19 protein-coding genes and 1 pseudogene are annotated in these 16,698 nt (G+C 70.3%); 15 read left to right on the forward strand and 5 right to left on the reverse strand.

Annotated elements, in window-relative coordinates; genetic code table 11:
- The first annotated feature begins 81 nt into the window (after positions 1 to 81).
- The 3 genes and pseudogenes from L1857_RS19305 (at position 82) to L1857_RS19315 (ending at position 3,694) form a co-directional block, all read left to right on the forward strand.
- Positions 82 to 1,413: an NAD(P)-binding domain-containing protein gene (locus L1857_RS19305; RefSeq protein WP_249465808.1), complete on the forward strand. Its 1,332-nt coding sequence runs from the start codon at positions 82 to 84 to the stop codon at positions 1,411 to 1,413.
- Positions 1,410 to 2,609: an MFS transporter gene (locus tag L1857_RS19310; RefSeq protein ID WP_429727770.1), complete on the forward strand. Its 1,200-nt coding sequence runs from the start codon at positions 1,410 to 1,412 to the stop codon at positions 2,607 to 2,609. Before L1857_RS19305 ends, L1857_RS19310 begins: the two co-directional genes overlap by 4 nt.
- Positions 2,610 to 2,650: 41 nt before the next feature.
- Positions 2,651 to 3,694: pseudogene (locus L1857_RS19315) on the forward strand (flavin-containing monooxygenase).
- Between the two features lie 10 nt (positions 3,695 to 3,704).
- Here the strand turns inward: L1857_RS19315 and L1857_RS19320 are convergent.
- Positions 3,705 to 4,082 carry an STAS domain-containing protein gene (locus L1857_RS19320; protein WP_094003122.1) on the reverse strand — a complete coding sequence of 126 codons (378 nt, stop codon included), beginning with the start codon at positions 4,080 to 4,082 and terminating at the stop codon, positions 3,705 to 3,707.
- A 177-nt stretch (positions 4,083 to 4,259) separates the two neighbouring features.
- Here L1857_RS19320 and L1857_RS19325 point away from each other — a divergent pair, with 177 nt between their 5' ends.
- Positions 4,260 to 4,562, forward strand: a complete 303-nt coding sequence (locus L1857_RS19325; RefSeq protein WP_094003147.1) for an ArsR/SmtB family transcription factor — start codon at positions 4,260 to 4,262, stop codon at positions 4,560 to 4,562.
- Between the two features lie 7 nt (positions 4,563 to 4,569).
- Here L1857_RS19325 and L1857_RS19330 read toward each other — a convergent pair whose 3' ends face one another.
- From L1857_RS19330 to L1857_RS19340, 3 genes are all read right to left on the reverse strand, one after another.
- Complete coding sequence (locus tag L1857_RS19330) at positions 4,570 to 4,974, reverse strand: arsenate reductase ArsC (protein ID WP_094003121.1); 405 nt, start codon at positions 4,972 to 4,974, stop codon at positions 4,570 to 4,572.
- Between the two features lie 79 nt (positions 4,975 to 5,053).
- The gene (locus L1857_RS19335; protein ID WP_094003120.1) at positions 5,054 to 5,254 is read right to left on the reverse strand and encodes a hypothetical protein; all 201 of its coding nucleotides are present in this window, start codon (positions 5,252 to 5,254) and stop codon (positions 5,054 to 5,056) included.
- A gap of 10 nt (positions 5,255 to 5,264) precedes the next feature.
- Positions 5,265 to 5,909, reverse strand: a complete 645-nt coding sequence (locus L1857_RS19340) for an arsenate reductase ArsC (protein ID WP_116115405.1) — start codon at positions 5,907 to 5,909, stop codon at positions 5,265 to 5,267.
- 125 nt (positions 5,910 to 6,034) lie between these two features.
- Between L1857_RS19340 and L1857_RS19345 the strand changes: the two genes are divergently transcribed.
- Positions 6,035 to 6,412: an ArsR/SmtB family transcription factor gene (locus L1857_RS19345; protein WP_094003118.1), complete on the forward strand. Its 378-nt coding sequence runs from the start codon at positions 6,035 to 6,037 to the stop codon at positions 6,410 to 6,412.
- Positions 6,413 to 6,425: 13 nt separating this feature from the next.
- On the opposite strand, the gene L1857_RS19350 is transcribed toward L1857_RS19345, so the two are convergent.
- The gene (locus tag L1857_RS19350) at positions 6,426 to 7,382 is read right to left on the reverse strand and encodes an IS481 family transposase (protein WP_249467451.1); all 957 of its coding nucleotides are present in this window, start codon (positions 7,380 to 7,382) and stop codon (positions 6,426 to 6,428) included.
- 271 nt (positions 7,383 to 7,653) lie between these two features.
- Between L1857_RS19350 and L1857_RS19355 the strand changes: the two genes are divergently transcribed.
- The 10 genes from L1857_RS19355 to L1857_RS19400 are packed head-to-tail and all read left to right on the forward strand — an operon-like array spanning position 7,654 to position 16,548.
- Positions 7,654 to 8,622: a PstS family phosphate ABC transporter substrate-binding protein gene (locus L1857_RS19355; protein WP_198958102.1), complete on the forward strand. Its 969-nt coding sequence runs from the start codon at positions 7,654 to 7,656 to the stop codon at positions 8,620 to 8,622.
- Positions 8,622 to 9,596 carry a phosphate ABC transporter permease subunit PstC gene (gene pstC / locus L1857_RS19360; RefSeq protein WP_094003117.1) on the forward strand — a complete coding sequence of 325 codons (975 nt, stop codon included), beginning with the start codon at positions 8,622 to 8,624 and terminating at the stop codon, positions 9,594 to 9,596. Before L1857_RS19355 ends, pstC begins: the two co-directional genes overlap by 1 nt.
- Positions 9,596 to 10,489 carry a phosphate ABC transporter permease PstA gene (gene pstA, locus L1857_RS19365; protein WP_116113417.1) on the forward strand — a complete coding sequence of 298 codons (894 nt, stop codon included), beginning with the start codon at positions 9,596 to 9,598 and terminating at the stop codon, positions 10,487 to 10,489. Before pstC ends, pstA begins: the two co-directional genes overlap by 1 nt.
- 28 nt (positions 10,490 to 10,517) lie before the next feature.
- On the forward strand, positions 10,518 to 11,405 hold the full coding sequence (gene pstB / locus L1857_RS19370; protein WP_094003115.1) for a phosphate ABC transporter ATP-binding protein PstB: 888 nt from the start codon (positions 10,518 to 10,520) through the stop codon (positions 11,403 to 11,405).
- Positions 11,406 to 11,414: 9 nt separating this feature from the next.
- Positions 11,415 to 12,233, forward strand: coding sequence for a winged helix-turn-helix transcriptional regulator (locus L1857_RS19375; protein WP_094003114.1), 819 nt, complete (start codon positions 11,415 to 11,417; stop codon positions 12,231 to 12,233).
- Positions 12,234 to 12,246: 13 nt separating this feature from the next.
- Positions 12,247 to 12,669 carry an ArsR/SmtB family transcription factor gene (locus L1857_RS19380; RefSeq protein ID WP_094003113.1) on the forward strand — a complete coding sequence of 141 codons (423 nt, stop codon included), beginning with the start codon at positions 12,247 to 12,249 and terminating at the stop codon, positions 12,667 to 12,669.
- A 57-nt stretch (positions 12,670 to 12,726) separates the two neighbouring features.
- Positions 12,727 to 13,026 (forward strand): ArsR/SmtB family transcription factor, encoded by a 300-nt coding sequence (locus L1857_RS19385; RefSeq protein WP_094003112.1) that lies wholly within the window; start codon positions 12,727 to 12,729, stop codon positions 13,024 to 13,026.
- Positions 13,023 to 14,108 carry an ACR3 family arsenite efflux transporter gene (gene arsB / locus L1857_RS19390; RefSeq protein WP_094003111.1) on the forward strand — a complete coding sequence of 362 codons (1,086 nt, stop codon included), beginning with the start codon at positions 13,023 to 13,025 and terminating at the stop codon, positions 14,106 to 14,108. The genes L1857_RS19385 and arsB overlap by 4 nt, the downstream gene beginning before the upstream one ends.
- Positions 14,105 to 15,166, forward strand: a complete 1,062-nt coding sequence (locus tag L1857_RS19395; RefSeq protein WP_116113423.1) for an ArsO family NAD(P)H-dependent flavin-containing monooxygenase — start codon at positions 14,105 to 14,107, stop codon at positions 15,164 to 15,166. The genes arsB and L1857_RS19395 overlap by 4 nt, the downstream gene beginning before the upstream one ends.
- Positions 15,163 to 16,548 carry an FAD-dependent oxidoreductase gene (locus L1857_RS19400; RefSeq protein ID WP_094003109.1) on the forward strand — a complete coding sequence of 462 codons (1,386 nt, stop codon included), beginning with the start codon at positions 15,163 to 15,165 and terminating at the stop codon, positions 16,546 to 16,548. The genes L1857_RS19395 and L1857_RS19400 overlap by 4 nt, the downstream gene beginning before the upstream one ends.
- Positions 16,549 to 16,698: the final 150 nt, after the last annotated feature.

The following is a 16,698-nucleotide window of genomic DNA, read 5'->3' on the forward strand; positions in this document are numbered from 1 at the left end:
AATCGATGGTTGCCTCGATCGATGACAGTCGATACAGTCTGAGGCCAAGTCAATCGAGCTGGATCGATGGAAGGAGCCGGGATGAGTGAGCTGCCCGTCGTGGTGGTGGGGGCTGGGCCGATCGGGCTCGCGGCGGCCGCCGAGGTGCTGGAGCGGGGTTTGGAGCCGGTGGTGCTGGAGCGCGGGTCGCGGGCGGGGGCGTCGGTGGCGCAGTGGAACCACGTGCGGTTGTTCTCCCAGTGGTCGGAGCTGGTGGACCCGGCGGCAGGCCGGCTGCTGGAGGCCACCGGGTGGGAACGCCCCGCGGCCGAGGACTACCCGACGGGGCAGGAGTGGGTGGCGTGTTACCTCGCCCCGTTGGCCGCCGCCTTCGGTGAGCGCGTCCGGTTCGGCACCGAGGTGGTGGGTGTCGCGCGCCGTGGCCGGGACCGCGTGGTCGACCACGGGCGGGACACCGAGCCGCTGACGGTGCACGTCCGGCACGCCGACGGCCGCGAGGAGCTGATCACCGCGCGGGCCGTGATCGACGCCTCGGGCACGTGGACCAACCCGAACCCACTGGGTGGCGACGGTCTCTCGGCGCTGGGCGAGCGGGCGGCGGCGGACCGGATCACCTACCGGGTGCCCGACCTCGGCGACCCGGTGGTCCGGGAACGGTTCGCCGGCAGGCACGTCGCGGTCGCGGGCAGCGGGCACTCCGCGTTGACGGCGCTGGTCGCGCTCACCGCCGTGGAGGGGACGCGGGTGAGCTGGATCCTGCGCCGCGGCTCGGTGGGCGCCACCTTCGGCGGCGGCGAGGCCGACCAGCTGCCCGCCCGCGGCGCGCTCGGGCTGCGGGCCAAGGAGGCCGTGGACGCCGGGCTGGTGCAGGTCGTGTCCGGGTTCCGCACCGAGGCCGTGGCGCGCGACGAGCAGGGCCGCCTGGTGCTGCGCTCGGGCGACGGGCGCACCGTCGAGGCGGTGGACGAGGTCGTGGTGGTGACCGGCTTCCGCCCGGAGTTGTCCTGGCTGTCGGAGCTGCGGCTGGAGCTGGACGCCACGCTGCAGGCGCCGGTCGCGCTCGCGCCGCTGATCGACCCGAACGTGCACTCGTGCGGCACCGTCTACCCGCACGGCGCGAAGGAACTCGCGCACCCGGAGCCGAACGTGTACCTGGCCGGGATGAAGAGCTACGGCCGCGCCCCCACGTTCCTCGCCATGACCGGCTACGAGCAGGTCCGCTCCATCGCCGCCGCACTGGCCGGGGACCACGAGGCCGCTGGGCGGGTGGAGCTGGTCCTGGCCGAGACCGGCGTCTGCGGCGGGGCCGGCTTGTTCGACGAGCCCGCTGCGGACGCCTCTTCGGGCGGGTGCTGCGGTGGTTCGGCCGACCCGGAGCTGATCTCGCTGTCCGCCCCCTCGACGGACCGGTGACGGTTGATGCCTGCGCGCAGCCCGGCTCGCTGTCGAAGGCCGGGCTGCGCCGCGTCATGGTGACCTTGTGCGTCACCGAGATCACCAGCTGGGGCGTGCTGTACTACGCCTTCCCCGTGCTGGCCACCGACATCGCGAAGGCCACCGGGTGGTCACCGACGTGGATCACGGCCGGTTTCTCCGCGGGGCAGCTGGTCGCGGCCCTTGCCGGCATTCCGGTGGGGCGGTGGCTGGACCGGTACGGGCCGCGGTGGCTGATGACCGGTGGCTCGATCCTCGCGGTGCCCGCGGTGGTGGCGATCGCAACTGCGCAGAACCTCGCCTGGTTCATCGCGGCGTGGCTGCTCGCCGGGGTGGCGATGGGCGCGACGCTGTACCCGCCGGCATTCGCCGCGCTGACCCGCTGGTACGGGCCGCGCCGGGTAGGCGCGCTGACCGTGCTCACCCTGGCGGCCGGCCTCGCGTCGACGGTGTTCGCCCCGCTGACCGCCGCGCTGGCCTCCCACCTGGACTGGCGGCAGACCTACCTCGTCCTCGCCGCCATCCTGGCGGTGATCACCATTCCGGGCCACGCGTGGGGGTTGCGGGGGCACTGGCCCGATCCCGAGCCGCACGAGGGCCCCGCGCACGCCGATCCCGGACGTATCGCGCGGAGCCGTGCGTTCGTGGCGCTGGTGGTGGCCTTGAGCTTGTCGGCGTTCGCCGCGTTCGCGGTGGTGATCAACCTGGTGCCGTTGCTCACCGAACGTGGGCTGAGTCCCGGTGCCGCCGCGGTCGCGCTCGGTCTCGGCGGGGCCGGGCAGGTGCTGGGCCGCCTCGGCTACACCACCTTCACCCGGCACACCAGCGTCCGGGTCCGCACCGCGATCATCCTCACCGCGGTGGCGGCCACGACCGGTGTGCTGGGTCTGCTGACCACCGCGCCCGCACTCGTTATCGCCGCGGTGGTCGCGAGCATGGCTCGTGGTGTGTTCACCCTCTTGCAGGCCACGGCCATCACCGACCGCTGGGGAGCGGTCCACTATGGACGCCTCACCGGGTTGTTGTCGGCGCCGCTGACGATCACGATGTCGCTCGCGCCGTGGGCGGGCGCCGCAATCGCCGACGGGCTTGGCGGCTACTCGCACACCTTCCTCGTGCTGGCCCTGGTCGCCGTCGCGGCAGTGGTGGCCTCCCTGGTCAGCGTCCCCCGGTAGCCGATCTTCTGAACTCGTCGTATTGAAAGGGTTTCTTTGTCATGCCTGATGCCATTGTGATCGGCGGCGGTCAAGCCGGTCTCGCGTCCGTCCGCGTCCTCAAAGCCCGCGGGCTGGAGCCGGTCCTGCTGGAGGCCGGCGACGAGCCGGTCGGATCGTGGCCGCACTACTACGACAGCCTGCACCTGTTCTCCCCGGCTCGCTACAGCTCGCTTCCCGGGATGGCGTTCCCCGGCGACCCGGACCACTATCCGCACCGCGACGAGGTGATCGACTACCTCCGCCGCTACGCCGCGGCCCTGCAGGCCGACATCCGCACCGGCCACCGGGTCACCGCCGTGACCCGGCCCGACGGCGAGTTTCTGGTGTCGACCGAGGCGGGTTAAGAATTCTCCGCGCCGACGGTCATCGCCGCCACCGGCGCCTTCACCTCCCCGTATCGGCCCGCGTTACCCGGGCTCGACCGGTTCACCGGCACCGTCCTGCACTCCAGCGACTACCGCGAGCCCAGCCCCTTCGCCGGGCAGCGCATCGTGGTGGTGGGCGCGGCCAACTCCGCCGTCCAGATCGCCGTCGACCTCGCGCCGCACGCCCGCGTCACCCTCGCCACCCGCCACCCGATCCGCTACGCCCCCCGGAAACCGCTCGGGCGGGACGTGCACTTCTGGCTCACCGTCACCGGATTCGACGCCCTGCCCATCGGCCCCTGGCTGCGCACCAAACCGGGCATGCCCGTCCAGGACGCGGGCGGCTACCGCGCCGCGATCGACGCCGGCGCACCAGACCAGCGCCGGATGTTCACCGCCATCGACGGCGACACCGTGACCTGGCCCGACGGCACCCGCGAACGGGTCGACACCATCCTCCTGGCGACCGGGTTCCGCCCCGGACTGTCCTACCTGGACAAGCTCGGCGCCCTCGACCCGGCCGGGATGCCCAAGCAGCACCACGGCCTGTCCACCACCCACCCCGGGCTCGGGTTCGTCGGGCTGGAATGGCAGCGCAGCTTCTCCTCGGCCACCATCCGCGGCGTCGGCCGCGACGCCGCTCACCTCGCCCGGCGGCTGCTCAAGCGCCGAGGGTAGGACGGCGAGGTCAGAAACCGGCGCCCTCGGCGGCTGCCGAGTCGAAGCGGGCGACGGCGTCGCGGACGGTGATCGTGGTGGGCAGGACGCCGATCAGCCCGGCGCGTTCGAGTAGTCGCTGAATCAGGCCCCCGAACCCCGCGAGCACCAGGCTCCCACCCCTCTCCTCGGCGGTGCGGCCGAGTACGAGGAAGACGTCGGCACCCGAGGAATCGCAGAACGTGACCCGGGACAGGTCGAGGACCAGGTAGTGGTGTCCGGTGTCGAGCAGGGCCATGCCTTGGTCGATCAACGCGGGGACCGTCGACCGGTCGAGTTCACCGGCCATGCGCAGGATGGAGCAGCCGGCCGACGCGTGTTCGACGGCGATCTCGATCGTACGGCTCATGCCGACGCTCCCCCGGGTACGCCGCGCGTCGTCAAGGCTCACATTGTGAGTATGGCGGTGACGAGCAGTGGGGGTGCGATCGAGACAACCTTGCCTCACTGAATCGATCACCGTCAAAATAGCGAGGTGTCGAACCAGGAGCTGTTGCTGAACCACCTCGTGGCCTGTTGCCCGCCGATGAGCCAGACGCCGCTGTCGGCGGAGCAGGCGGAGGCGCTGGCGCGCGGGTTCAAGGCGGTGGCCGACCCGGTCCGGTTACGGCTGTTGTCGCTGATCGCCTCGCACGCCGAGGGGGAGGCGTGCGTGTGCGATCTGACCGAGGGGTTCGAGCTGACCGGCCCGACGATCTCGCATCACTTGAAGGTGCTGCGGGAAGCGGGTTTGATCACGGGCGAGCGGCGCGGCACCTGGATCTACTACCGCGCCGTGCCCGCGGCGATGGCGCAGCTCTCGGCCGCGCTCGCGCCGGCCGAGAGCTGACGGGCTCTTACCTGTCGAGCAGTTCGGCCAGCAGGGCGCGCACGCGGCGGTCGATGTCGTCGCGGACCGGGCGGACCTCCTCGACGGGCTTGCCGGCCGGGTCGTCGAGCTGCCAGTCCAGGTAGCGCTTGCCGGGGAAGACCGGGCAGGTGTCGCCGCAGCCCATGGTGATGACCACGTCGGAGGCTTCGACGTCCTCGGTGGTGAGCTTGCTGGGCACCTCGGCGGTGATGTCCAGGCCCCACTCGGCCAGTGCCTGCGCGGCCGCCGGGTTGACCTTCTCGCCCGGTTCCGAACCGGCGGAACGCACGGCGACGCGGCCCAGGGCGTAGTGCTGCAGCAGCGCGGCGGCCATCTGGGACCGGCCGGCGTTGTGCACGCAGACGAACAGGACCTCGGGAATGTCGGTCACCGGATGCTCCTTGAGGATCGGCAGAGGTGCTTGGTTCGATAATGCCCGATCCAGGTGAACATCCGGTGACCGGTTCCGCTCAGGAGGACACGGCGTAGTACGCGGTCGAGATGACGAGCGTGACGCCGAAAGCCAGGCAGGCCCAGCCCGCCGCGACCGCTGCCTGTTCCCAGGCGCGGGCCCGCGACCTCCACAGGTCGGCGAGCTTGAGCAAGCCGAAGGTGAACAACGCGAGCGCCGCCATGACGCCGGCGAGCGTTCCGAGGAACTGTCCGGGCATCGGCTGCGGCTCAGGCTTCGCCGAGCAGTTCCGGGAGCAGGTCGCGGACGCGCCGGTCGATCTCGTCCCGGATGGGCCGGATCTCTTCGATCGGTTTGCCGACCGGGTCGTCGATCTGCCAGTCGAGGTACCGCTTACCCGGATACACCGGGCAGGCGTCCCCGCAGCCCATGGTCACCACGATGTCGGCGGCGCGCACGACCTCGTCGGTCAGCGGCTTCGGATAGGCGCAGGTCAGCGGCACCCCGAGTTCGGCCAGCGCATCGACGATCTGCCGGGGGATGTGGTCTCGCGGCTGCGACCCGGCCGAGCGCACCGCGACCTTGCCGGAGGCGTGGTGGTCGAGCAGGGCCGCCGCCATCTGGGACCGGCCGATGTTGTGCACGCAGATGAACAGCACCTGCGGCACGGCGACCCGCGCGAGACCGAGCGTGTGACCGTGGTCGGTGAGGCGCTCCTTGGCGAAACGCGCCGTCAGGGTCGCCAGGTGGGTCGTCACGCTGGCCTGGGCGCGGAGGAGGGTGTGGGTCTCGTCGACGTAGCGGCGGACCGTCTCCGGGCTGAAGACGCCGTGGAAGGTGTCGGACAGTTCCTCGACGATCCGGTCGAGTTGAACGTGCAGATCATGCTGGGGTAGGCCGCTGGCGCGCGTCATGGTGGTGCCCCTCCGGGTACGATCCATCCTGGATCGAGTTTTGTCGAAACAAGCACAGCAGGGCAGCGAGATCGCTGTCAACCCTTGGATCGACATTGGTCAATCCATGACCTAGCCTTTACCTCATGACGAAGCTCGCCAGCCTCGATCTGGTGAACGACCACCGTCGCGGGCGCGGCGGCGAGCGCTGCGTGCCCGATGCTGTCGCCGCGATGTCCGAGGCCGCGGCGGGCGATGTCGCCGCGGTGTTCAAGGCGCTGTCGAGCCCCGCGCGCCTGCACCTGCTGACGCTCCTGGCGGGCGGCGAGCAGGTCTGCGTCTGCGACCTGGCCAAGCGCACCGCGCTGTCACAGTCCACTGTGAGCCATCATCTGGGCATCCTGAGCCGGGCCGGCCTCGTGCGTGGAGAACGCCGCGGCACGTGGGTCTGGTACGAACTGCTGCCGGATCGCCTGGACGAGGCGCGCGCGCTCCTGCTGCCCCGGGTCTCGCTCGACGCCTAGCTGTATCCGGCCGTTAGGTTGGTAGCCGGCTGATGGGCGGTCGTCCTCCGAGTGCGCTGTGGCGGCGTTCAGTGTTGTAGTGCTCGATCCAGGCTGCAAGTGCTGCTGCTCGTGCCTCGTTGCTGGTGAAGGCGTGCCGGTAGGCCCACTCGGCCTGGAGGGTGCGGTTGAGGCGCTCGACTTTCCCGTTCTGCCAGGGGCAGTGGGGCCGGATGAACTTGTGTGTTGCGCCGAGTGCTGCGACCGCGGCGGCCATGTCGCGTGATCGTCGGTAGCTGAGGTGGTTGTCGGTGATCACGCGCTCGATACGGGAGATCCCGTGATCGGCGAAGTAGGCGGCGGCACGCAGTAGGAACGCCGCGCAGGTCGAGCCCTTCTCGTCGGGCAGGATCTCGGAGTAGGCCAGGCGGGAGTGGTCGTCGACGAGTGAGTGGACGTAGTCGTAGCCGATGCCGCGAGCACGGACCTGTTCACTGCGGCCGTGGACACGCCAGCCACCGCCGTCGGGGATCTTGCCGAGCTTCTTGACGTCCATGTGGACCAGCTCGCCCGGTCGTTCGCGTTCGTAACGGACGCCGGTTGCGCGGGAGGCGCGAATGACGTCGCCGGTGATCGGGTCGCACTCGGCCAGGTAGGGCACCTCGTGGCGGCGCAGGATCCGCGACACGGTGCGGGGCGGGAGTCCGAGCTCGAGGCCGATCCAGTCCTGTCCGCGGCGTTCGCGGTGACGTAGGTCTAACACCCGCTGCTCGACCTCGTCGGGCGTGCGGTTGGGGCTCGTGTGTGGGCGTGAGGAGCGGGTGACCAGGCCAGACTCGCCTTCGGCGGCGTAGCGGTCGATCCAGGTCTTCACACACTTGCGGGACACGCCCATCGCTTCGGCGATGTGGGCCTGTTTCCAGCCGGCCGGGTGGCGTTGAACGATCAGTCGCCGACCGTGAACCGTCAGCCGGGCACTACCGTGGAACACGAGAACCTCCGGATCGGAGTGGGCCTTAGACAAGCCACATCCCAACCGGAGGTTCTCCTTTACTCAGCCAGACACGCCGCTACCAACGTCCTGACCGGATACACCTAGCGCGAGACCGCTGGAACGACATTTTTCGATTCGAGGCCCCGCCTTCACTCTTCGTTCACCCTTCGTTTAGAACGAAATTATTCGATGCAGGGGCCTCGCGACCGCGGGGCGGACGGATCCTCCCGGCGCGTGTGCCGGGGACCCTTAGCAGGAGGCACACCAAGTGACCATCCGCCAGTTCAAGCGGGCACGGGCTGCGGCCGTCGTGATGGCAGCCGGGCTCACCCTGGCCGCGTGCGGTGGCAGCGGAGACGACGGCGCGGCCACGGGCGAGGCGGTGTCCGGGCCGGTCGTGATCGACGGATCGAGCACGGTGGAGCCGTTGTCCTCGGCCGCGGCCGAGCTGTTCATGGGCGAGAACCCGGACACCAACGTCACCGTCGGGACCTCCGGCACCGGTGGGGGCTTCAAGAAGTTCTGCGCGGGCGAGACCGACATCTCCGACGCCTCCCGTCCGATCAAGGACTCGGAGAAGGCGGAATGCGCGGCGAAGAACATCGCCTTCAGTGAGCTGCTGGTCGCCAACGACGCCTTGAGTGTGGTGATCAACAAGGACAACACGTGGGCCGAATGCCTGACCGTGGATCAGCTGAAGAAGATCTGGGAGCCGGGCTCGACGGTCAAGAACTGGAACGAGGTGGACCCCTCGTTCCCGAACGAGCCGCTGCAGCTGTTCGGCGCCGGTTCGGACTCGGGCACCTTCGACTACTTCACCGAGGCGATCAACGGCAAGGAAGGTGACAGCCGCACCGATTACAACCCGACCGAGGACGACAACGTCACGGTGCAGGGCGTGTCGGCGACCAAGGGGGCGCTGGGCTACTTCGGCTTCTCCTACCTGGAGGCCAACGCCGACAAGGTCAAGGCCGTCAAGGTCGACGGTGGCAACGGGTGCGTCGCACCGTCGGTGCAGACCGCGCAGGACGGGACCTACAAGCCGCTGTCGCGCCCGCTGTTCATCTACGTCTCCGACGCCGGGCTGAAGAAGCCGCAGGTGCTCAAGTTCGCCGAGTTCTACCTGGAGAAGAACACCGAGATCGTCCAGGCGGCCAAGTTCATCCCGCTGACGCAGGCGCAGGTGACCACAGCGCAGTCCGAGCTGCAGGCACTCAAGACCAAGGCCGGCGCCTGATGGTCGCTGGACCGGTCACGGCGGGCTCCCCGGGTGCGGGGAGCCCGCCTTCGGGCGGCCGCCCGGTCGACCTTCGCCGCAAGCGGAGCCGAATCGGGGAACGGCTCATCCTGGCGGGGCTGGCCGGCTCGGCGCTGGTGTCGGTGGCGGTGACGGCCGGGATCGCGGTCGCGTTGCTGGCCCCACTGGTCACCTTCTTCAGCCACGTCGGGTTCGGCGAGTTCCTGACCGGCACGAGCTGGACGGCCGGGTTCGGTGACAAGGCCGCGTGGGACGACAAGAACTGGGGCGTGCTGCCGCTGGTGCTGGGCACGGCGAGCACGACGCTGATCGCACTGGTGGTGGCGGTCCCGCTCGGGCTCGGTGCGGCGATCTACCTGTCGGAGTACGCCAACCCGCGCACCCGCAAGGTGCTCAAACCGGTGCTGGAAATCCTGGCCGGCGTGCCGACCGTGGTCTACGGCGTGTTCGCGCTGACCATCCTGACCCCGGTGCTGCAGGACGTCGTCGGCGCCGCCATCTTCAACAACCTCTCCCCGGGCCTGGTGATGGGCTTCATGATCGTGCCGACCGTCGCGTCGCTGTCGGAGGACGCGATGTCGGCGGTGCCGGGCTCGCTGCGAGAGGGGTCCTACGCGCTGGGGGCCAACCGGATGAAGACCACGCTGCGGGTGGTGTTCCCGGCCGCGCTGTCCGGCATCGTCGCCGCGATCGTGCTCGGCATCTCCCGGGCGGTCGGGGAAACGATGATCGTGGCGATCGCCGCGGGCAACCAGCCGCAGTTCACCCTCAACCCGCTGGTCGGCGCGCAGACGATGACCGGGTTCATCGCGCAGGTCGCCAGCGGGGACGCCCCGCAGGGCAGTCCGGTGTACTACTCGCTGTTCGCGGTGGGCGCGCTGCTGTTCCTCATCACACTGGTGATCAACATGATCAGCATCGCGCTGGTCCGTAAGTACAGGCAGGCCTACTGATGACGTTGCTGGAGTACGACAGCGCCGCCACGCTCACCGGCCGCCGCCGGTTCGACGTCCGCTCCGCGGTGTTCGCGGGCCTGCTGTGGGCCTGCCTGGCGATCGCGTGCCTGTTCCTGTGCACGGTGCTGGTCGTGATCATCTCCGAAGGGCTGGCCCGGTTCGACGGCAACCTGATCGGCAACCAGCCCTCGAAGCTGCGGCCGGCGACCTCCGGTGTGCAGTCGGCGATCTTCGGCACGCTGTGGGTGATGGCCGGCACCATCGTGCTCGCGCTGCCGCTGGGCGTCGCCGCGGCGATCTACCTGGAGGAGTACGCCGACAACACCAAGTGGTGGAACCGGCTCATCGAGCTCAACATCCAGAACCTGGTCGCGGTGCCCACGGTGATCTACGGCATCCTCACCCTGGCCTTCGTGGTGCGCGGACCGTTGTCGGTCGGCGCGGTCGCGCTGGCCGGTTCGGTGGCGCTGGCGCTGCTGATCCTGCCGGTCATCATCATCACCACCCGGGAGGCGCTGCGCGCCGTGCCCCGCGAGATCCGGGACGCCTCGCTCGCGCTCGGTGCGACGCAGTGGCAGACCACCTGGCGGCAGGTGCTGCCCGCGTCGGTGTCGGGCATCGCCACCGGGTCGATCCTGGCGCTCTCGCGCGCCATCGGCGAGGCCGCGCCCTTGATCCTGGTCGGCGCGACGGTCTTCGTCACCGTCAACCCCGACGGCATCTTCGACCGCTACACCGTGCTGCCGGTGCAGATCTTCAACCTGGTGTCGCTGCCCGCCATCGAGTTCCAGCACCTGGCCTGGTCGACGATCCTGCTGCTGATCCTCGTCCTGCTCGCCATGAACGGGCTGGCGATCTGGCTGCGCAACCGGTTCCAGCGACGCTGGTGACCCCCTCGACCACAAGGAAGACCCGAGCATGACCCGAACACGAGTGGAGCAGACCGGCGTGAACCCCGACGGACAGGGCAGGAGACTGCTCGATGAGATCTCCCAGCACAAGGCACCGGAGATTCCCGACAGCGAGCCCGACGGTGTGATCACCACCCGCGGTCTCGGCGTGAGCTACGGCGATTTCCTCGCCGTCGGCGAGGTCGACCTCGACTTCGGCAGCAAGGAGATCACCGCGCTGATCGGCCCCTCGGGCTGCGGCAAGTCGACGGTGCTGCGCTGCCTGAACCGGATGAACGACCTCATCCCCGGAGCGAAGGTGCACGGCCGGGTGTCCTACCACGGCGTCGACATGTACGACTCCGCGGTCGACGTGATCGAACTGCGCCGCCGGATCGGCATGGTGTTCCAGAAGCCCAATCCGTTCCCGAAATCGATCTACGACAACGTGGCCTACGGGCCCCGGGTCACCGGGATGAAGCCGGCGAGCATGGACGAGGTCGTGGAACGCGCCCTGCGCGGGGCGGCCCTGTGGGACGAGGTGAAGGACAAGCTCAAGCAGAACGCCGCCGGCCTGTCCGGCGGTCAGCAGCAACGGCTGTGCATCGCCCGCGCGATCGCCACCCAGCCCGAGGTGATCCTCATGGACGAGCCCTGCTCGGCGCTGGACCCGATCGCCACCGCCAAGATCGAAGACCTGATGGACGAGCTGGCCCAGACCTACACGATCATCATCGTCACGCACAACATGCAGCAGGCCGCGCGCGTGTCCCAGCGCACCGCGTTCTTCACCGCCGAGGTCGACGACCGGGGCAACCGGATCGGGCAGCTGGTCGAGTTCAACACCACCGAGCGGATCTTCTCCAACCCCGACGACCCCCGCACCGAGGCCTACATCACCGGCCGCTTCGGCTGAGGACGGCAGATGTCGGGGATGCTGACCCAAGGCTGGGAATCGGACAACTCCCAGTTCCACGCCCGCCGGCGGGCCTGCCTGTCGGCCGGCGGCAGGCGCGCCGGCCGCCTCGCCGTGCTCCTGGTCGAACGCGACACCGACCTGGTCCGCGAGCTGCTGGACGCCCTGGCCGGGCAACCGGTCGAGGTCAAAGCCTGCGCGGACCCGGCCGAGGCGCTTCTGCAGGTCGGGCGGACCTGCCCGGACGTGGTGGTCGTGGGCCCCGGCGGCGGCCGGCTGGACGCCGCCGAGTTCCTCACCATCCTGCGCGCCGACGACCCCGACCTGCCCGTCGTCGCGGCCGCCGGACCCGGATCCGGCGACTTCGCCGTCCGCGCCACCGAGCTCGGCGCCACCGCGGTCGTCCCGCGGCCCTACCGGCCGCGGGAGCTGCTGCGGCTGCTGCGCTCGTTCGCGCCCCGCCCGGACCAGGTCGACCTGCGCCCGCTGCCCATCGACCTGGGCCGGCTCCGGGTGGACGGGGCCGTCCCGCAGTTCTGGCTGGACGGCCGGACCGTCCCGCTGCCGCCGATGGAGTTCCTGCTCCTGCGCTACTTCGCCGAACGGGTGGGCGCCGTGCTCACCCGCAAAGAGCTGCTCCAGGCGGTGTGGGGTGATCGCGGCGCCGCGACCCACAGCAACACGCTGTCGGTGCACGTCCTGCGGCTGCGCAAACGCCTCGGCGACGACGAGGCCGACCCGCAGTGGATCAAGGTCGTCCGCGGCCTGGGATACCGGTTCACCGTGCCCGGCTCCGAGCCACGTTCACCGGACGTTCATCCCCGTTGATGATGATGACATCATGGCGGTGGGTGAGGTGCGCACGGAGCACAGGAACGGGGTGGTACCGCTGGCCGGCCTGCCGCTGCCTTCGTCGAAGGCGCAGTCCTTCCGCGGGGACGACGCGGCCGCGGCGGCTGCGTTGTTCAAGGCGCTCGGTGACCCGGTCCGGGTCCAGCTGCTCTCCCTCGTCCGCCAGGCGCCGACCGGCGAGGCGTGCTTCTGCGATCTCGCCGACGAGTTCGACATGCCGCAGTCCTCGCTGTCGCACCACCTCAAGATCCTGGTCAAGGCCGGCATCCTCAGCCGGGAACGCCGGGGCACCTGGAGCTGGTACCGCATCGTGCACGAACCCCTGGAACTCATGGACCAGCTCCTGCGACCCGGCGGCCCCCTGCGCGACCAACCCGGTGCCGACGACGAGGACCCCACCCGCTGCGACTGACCGCTCGCCCACCACGCGAGCACGGATCAGTCGGCACTGATGTATCATTCTTGACTGATGTCACTCGATACTGATGCGTTGCGGGTGCTGGCCGACCCGTTGCGGGCCCGGATCCTGGAACTCCTGGCCGACGAGGCGCTGTGCACGTGCCACCTCGTCGATGCCACCGGCGCCAGGCAGACCAACATCTCGAACCACCTGCGCCAGTTGCGTGAGGCGGGACTGGTCGAGGCCGAACCGGCCGGCCGGTTCACCTACTACCGGCTCCGCGCGGACGCGGTCCAGCGCGCCGCGGATTCCCTGGCCGCGCTCGCCGAGCGTGCCCGACACCAGACCGAGGCCAGGAGGCCCTGTTGAGCCAGACGACCGAGACGACGCCCGCCGCCGACGAGGCCGTCCTGCACCGGCTGTCCTTCCTGGACCGGTTCCTGCCGGTCTGGATCGGCGCCGCGATGATCGCCGGTGTGCTGCTGGGCAAGTTCATCCCCGGCCTGCAGCGGGTGCTGGACGCGGTCAAGGTCGGCGACGTGTCGCTGCCCATCGCACTGGGCCTGCTGCTGATGATGTACCCGGTGCTGGCCAAGGTGCGCTACGACCGGCTGGACACCGTCACCCGCGACCGGCGCACCATGGTGGCCTCGCTGGTGCTGAACTGGCTGATCGGGCCCGCGCTGATGTTCGCGCTGGCCTGGCTGCTGCTGCCGGACCTGCCCGAGTACCGCACCGGACTGATCATCGTCGGCCTCGCCCGCTGCATCGCCATGGTCATCATCTGGAACGACCTCGCCTGCGGTGACCGGGAGGCCGCGGCCGTGCTCGTCGCGCTCAACTCGGTGTTCCAAGTGATCATGTTCGGCGTGCTCGGCTGGTTCTACCTGGAGATCCTGCCCGGCTGGCTCGGCCTGGACACCGCCGCGCTCGACGTCGACGCCTGGACCATCGCCAAGAGCGTCCTGATCTTCCTCGGCATCCCGCTGCTGGCCGGTTACCTGTCCCGGCGGCTCGGTGAGAAGGCCAAGGGGCGCACCTGGTACGAGACGAAGTACCTGCCCAAGGTCGGCCCGATCGCGCTGTACGGCCTGCTGTTCACCATCGTCGTGCTCTTCGCCCTGCAGGGCGACACGATCACCTCGCGCCCGCTGGACGTCGCCCGGATCGCCCTGCCGCTGCTGGTCTACTTCGCGGTCATGTGGGCCGGGTCCTACGCCCTGGGCAAGGCCATCGGCCTGAACTACGCCCGCACGACCACCCTGGCCTTCACCGCGGCGGGCAACAACTTCGAGCTCGCCATCGCGGTGGCGATCGGCGTGTTCGGCGTGACCTCCGGGCAGGCGCTGGCCGGGGTCGTCGGCCCGCTCATCGAGGTCCCGGTGCTGGTCGCACTGGTCTACGTCAGCCTCTGGCTCCGCAAACGCTGGGCCGCGCGCACCGCGGCGTGAACCACACCCAGGTCGTCGTGATCGGCGGCGGTCAGGCCGGCTCGGCGGCGGGCTACTACCTGCGCCGGGCCGGCCTGGGCTTCGTCATCCTCGACAGCCAGCCGGGCCCGGGCGGGGCCTGGCGCCACGGCTGGGACTCGCTGCGGCTGTTCTCCCCGGCCCAGCACAGCTCCCTGCCTGGATGGCCGATGCCCCCGTTTCCCGGCCAGAGCTATCCGACGGCCGAGCACGTCGTGACCTACCTGCGCGCCTACCAGCAGCGCTACGACCTGCCCGTCCACCGTCCGGTCCGCGTGCACGGCGTGCACCCCCACCCGGGCGGTCTGCGGGTCGACACCGACGCCGGAACGTGGATCGCCGGAGCGGTCATCAGCGCGACCGGCACCTGGGACCGCCCCTTCATCCCGGCGGTGCCCGGCCGGGACGTGTTCGCCGGCAAGCAACTGCACACCGCCGACTACACCTCGCCGGAGACCTTCCGCGGCCAACGGGTCGTCGTGGTCGGCGGCGGCAACTCCGGCGCCCAGATCGCCGCCGACCTCACCGGCGTGGCCGAGGTCATCTGGGTGACCCGCCGGCCCCCGCGCTACCTCCCCGACGACATCGACGGACGCGCCCTGTTCGACATCGCCACCCGCCGCAAACAGGCGCTCGACACCGGGCGCGCCGACACCGGCGGCGTCGGCGGCCTCGGTGACATCGTCGCCGTGCCCCCGGTCCGCGCCGCGCGCGACGCCGGCGCGCTCTCCGCGTTCCCGATGTTCGCCCGCCTCGGCGAGACCGGCCCGGTCTGGCAGGGCGGCACCCGCCGCAGCGCTGACGCCGTCATCTGGTGCACCGGATTCCGGCCCGCACTCGCCCACCTCGTACCACTGCGGCTGCGCACCCAGCACGGCCACACCCCCACCACGGGCACCCGCGCCGTCGCCGAGCCCCGGCTGCACCTGCTCGGCTACGGCGACTGGACCGGCCCCGCCTCCGCCACCCTGATCGGCGTCGGCCCCACCGCCCGCGCCGCCGTCGCCGACATCAACGACCTCCTGGAGGAACACCTGTGACCCGCCTGCTCGTGATCGGCGGCAGCGACGCCGGAATCAGCGCCGGCCTGCGCGCCCACGAACTCGACCCGGCGATCCGGCCACTGCTCGTGGTGGCCGACGCCTACCCGAACTTCTCCATCTGCGGCATCCCCTACCACGTCTCCGGGGAGGTCGGCGACTGGCGAACTCTGGCCCACCGCACCCGCGACGACCTCGGCAACGCCGGCCTCGACCTCATGCTCGACACCCGGGCGCTGGCGATCGACCCGGTCGAGCGGATCGTCACGGTCCGCACGGAGCGCGGGAACACCGAGCGCCTCGACTACGACCAGCTGGTCATCGGCACCGGCGCCGTCCCCGTGCGCCCGCCGATCGACGGGCTCGCCGACCTCGGCCCGGCCGAGGGCGTGCACCTCCTGCACACCATGGACGACACATTCGCCCTCACCTCCACACTGGACGGCGGGGCGACCTCGGCGGTCATCGTCGGCGCCGGTTACATCGGCCTGGAAATGGCGGAGGCCCTGCGCACCCGCGGCCTCGACGTCACCCTGGTTGAGCAGCTGCCCCAGGTGCTGTCCACAGTAGACACGACTCTGGGCGATCTGGTCGCCGCGGAACTGGACACCCACGGCGTCACCGTGCACACCGGCACCACGGTCCAGCGCGTCGAACGCCACGGCACGGGCCTGCGGGTGCGCGGCAGCAACGGCTTCGACCGCAACACCGACCTGGTCCTGGTCGTGGTCGGGGTCCGGCCCGACACCGCCCTGGCCGAGACCGCGGGCATCGCCCTCGGTGCCCGCGGGGCGTTCGCGGTGGACCGCGGCATGCGCACCAGCGTGGACGGTATCTTCGCCGCCGGCGACTGCGTGCACACCTACCACCGCGTCCTCGACAGCGACACCTACCTGCCGCTCGGCACGACCGCGCACAAGCAGGGCCGCGTCGCCGGGGAGAACGCGCTCGGCGGCCACCGCACCTTCGCCGGGTCGCTGGGCACGCAGGTGCTCAAGGTCTTCGACCTCGCCATCGCCCGGACCGGGCTGCGCGAGCACGAGGCAGCGGCCGCCGGCTTCCAGCCCGCCACCGTCGACCTCTCCGCCGACGACCACAAAGCGTATTACCCAGGCGCCCGGCCCATCCGGTTGCGCATCACCGGTGATGGCCGCACCGGCAAACTCCTCGGCGCCCAGATGACCGGCCACCTCGACTCGGCCGTGCACAAGCGCATCGACACCTTCGCCACGGCGCTCTACCACGGCATGACCGTCGCGGAAGTCGAAGACCTCGACCTGTCCTACACACCACCGCTGGGCAGTCCCTTCGACGCGATCCAGGTCGCCACCCAAGCCTGGACCCGGCAGCAGCGGCCCGCCACCGCTCCGGCGCGGACGTAGCCGCACGCGACGGCGCGGCAGCGTTCGCCTGGAGTTCATCTCCTGGTCGCCGGGATTGCCCGATCACCGCCTAACGTCCTGGATCGAGATCCACCGATCTAGTCAGGGTGGATCTCGTTCCCGAATGGACTGCTTTGGAGGTTCCGTGGC

This window comes from Amycolatopsis thermalba (assembly GCF_023376025.1).
In the GTDB taxonomy this organism is placed as follows: Bacteria; Actinomycetota; Actinomycetes; order Mycobacteriales; family Pseudonocardiaceae; genus Amycolatopsis_E; species Amycolatopsis_E thermalba.

Coding starts and splice junctions, on each gene's coding strand:
- L1857_RS19305 (WP_249465808.1), top strand. CDS start 82: ATGAGTGAGCTGCCCGTCGTGGTGGTGGGGGCTGGGCCGATCGGGCTC.
- L1857_RS19320 (WP_094003122.1), bottom strand. CDS start 4,082: ATGAGCCGTACGATCGAGATCGCCGTCGAACACGCGTCGGCCGGCTGC.
- L1857_RS19325 (WP_094003147.1), top strand. CDS start 4,260: ATGAGCCAGACGCCGCTGTCGGCGGAGCAGGCGGAGGCGCTGGCGCGC.
- L1857_RS19335 (WP_094003120.1), bottom strand. CDS start 5,254: ATGCCCGGACAGTTCCTCGGAACGCTCGCCGGCGTCATGGCGGCGCTC.
- L1857_RS19340 (WP_116115405.1), bottom strand. CDS start 5,909: ATGACGCGCGCCAGCGGCCTACCCCAGCATGATCTGCACGTTCAACTC.
- L1857_RS19345 (WP_094003118.1), top strand. CDS start 6,035: ATGACGAAGCTCGCCAGCCTCGATCTGGTGAACGACCACCGTCGCGGG.
- pstC (WP_094003117.1), top strand. CDS start 8,622: ATGGTCGCTGGACCGGTCACGGCGGGCTCCCCGGGTGCGGGGAGCCCG.
- pstA (WP_116113417.1), top strand. CDS start 9,596: ATGACGTTGCTGGAGTACGACAGCGCCGCCACGCTCACCGGCCGCCGC.
- pstB (WP_094003115.1), top strand. CDS start 10,518: ATGACCCGAACACGAGTGGAGCAGACCGGCGTGAACCCCGACGGACAG.
- L1857_RS19375 (WP_094003114.1), top strand. CDS start 11,415: ATGTCGGGGATGCTGACCCAAGGCTGGGAATCGGACAACTCCCAGTTC.
- L1857_RS19380 (WP_094003113.1), top strand. CDS start 12,247: ATGGCGGTGGGTGAGGTGCGCACGGAGCACAGGAACGGGGTGGTACCG.
- L1857_RS19385 (WP_094003112.1), top strand. CDS start 12,727: ATGTCACTCGATACTGATGCGTTGCGGGTGCTGGCCGACCCGTTGCGG.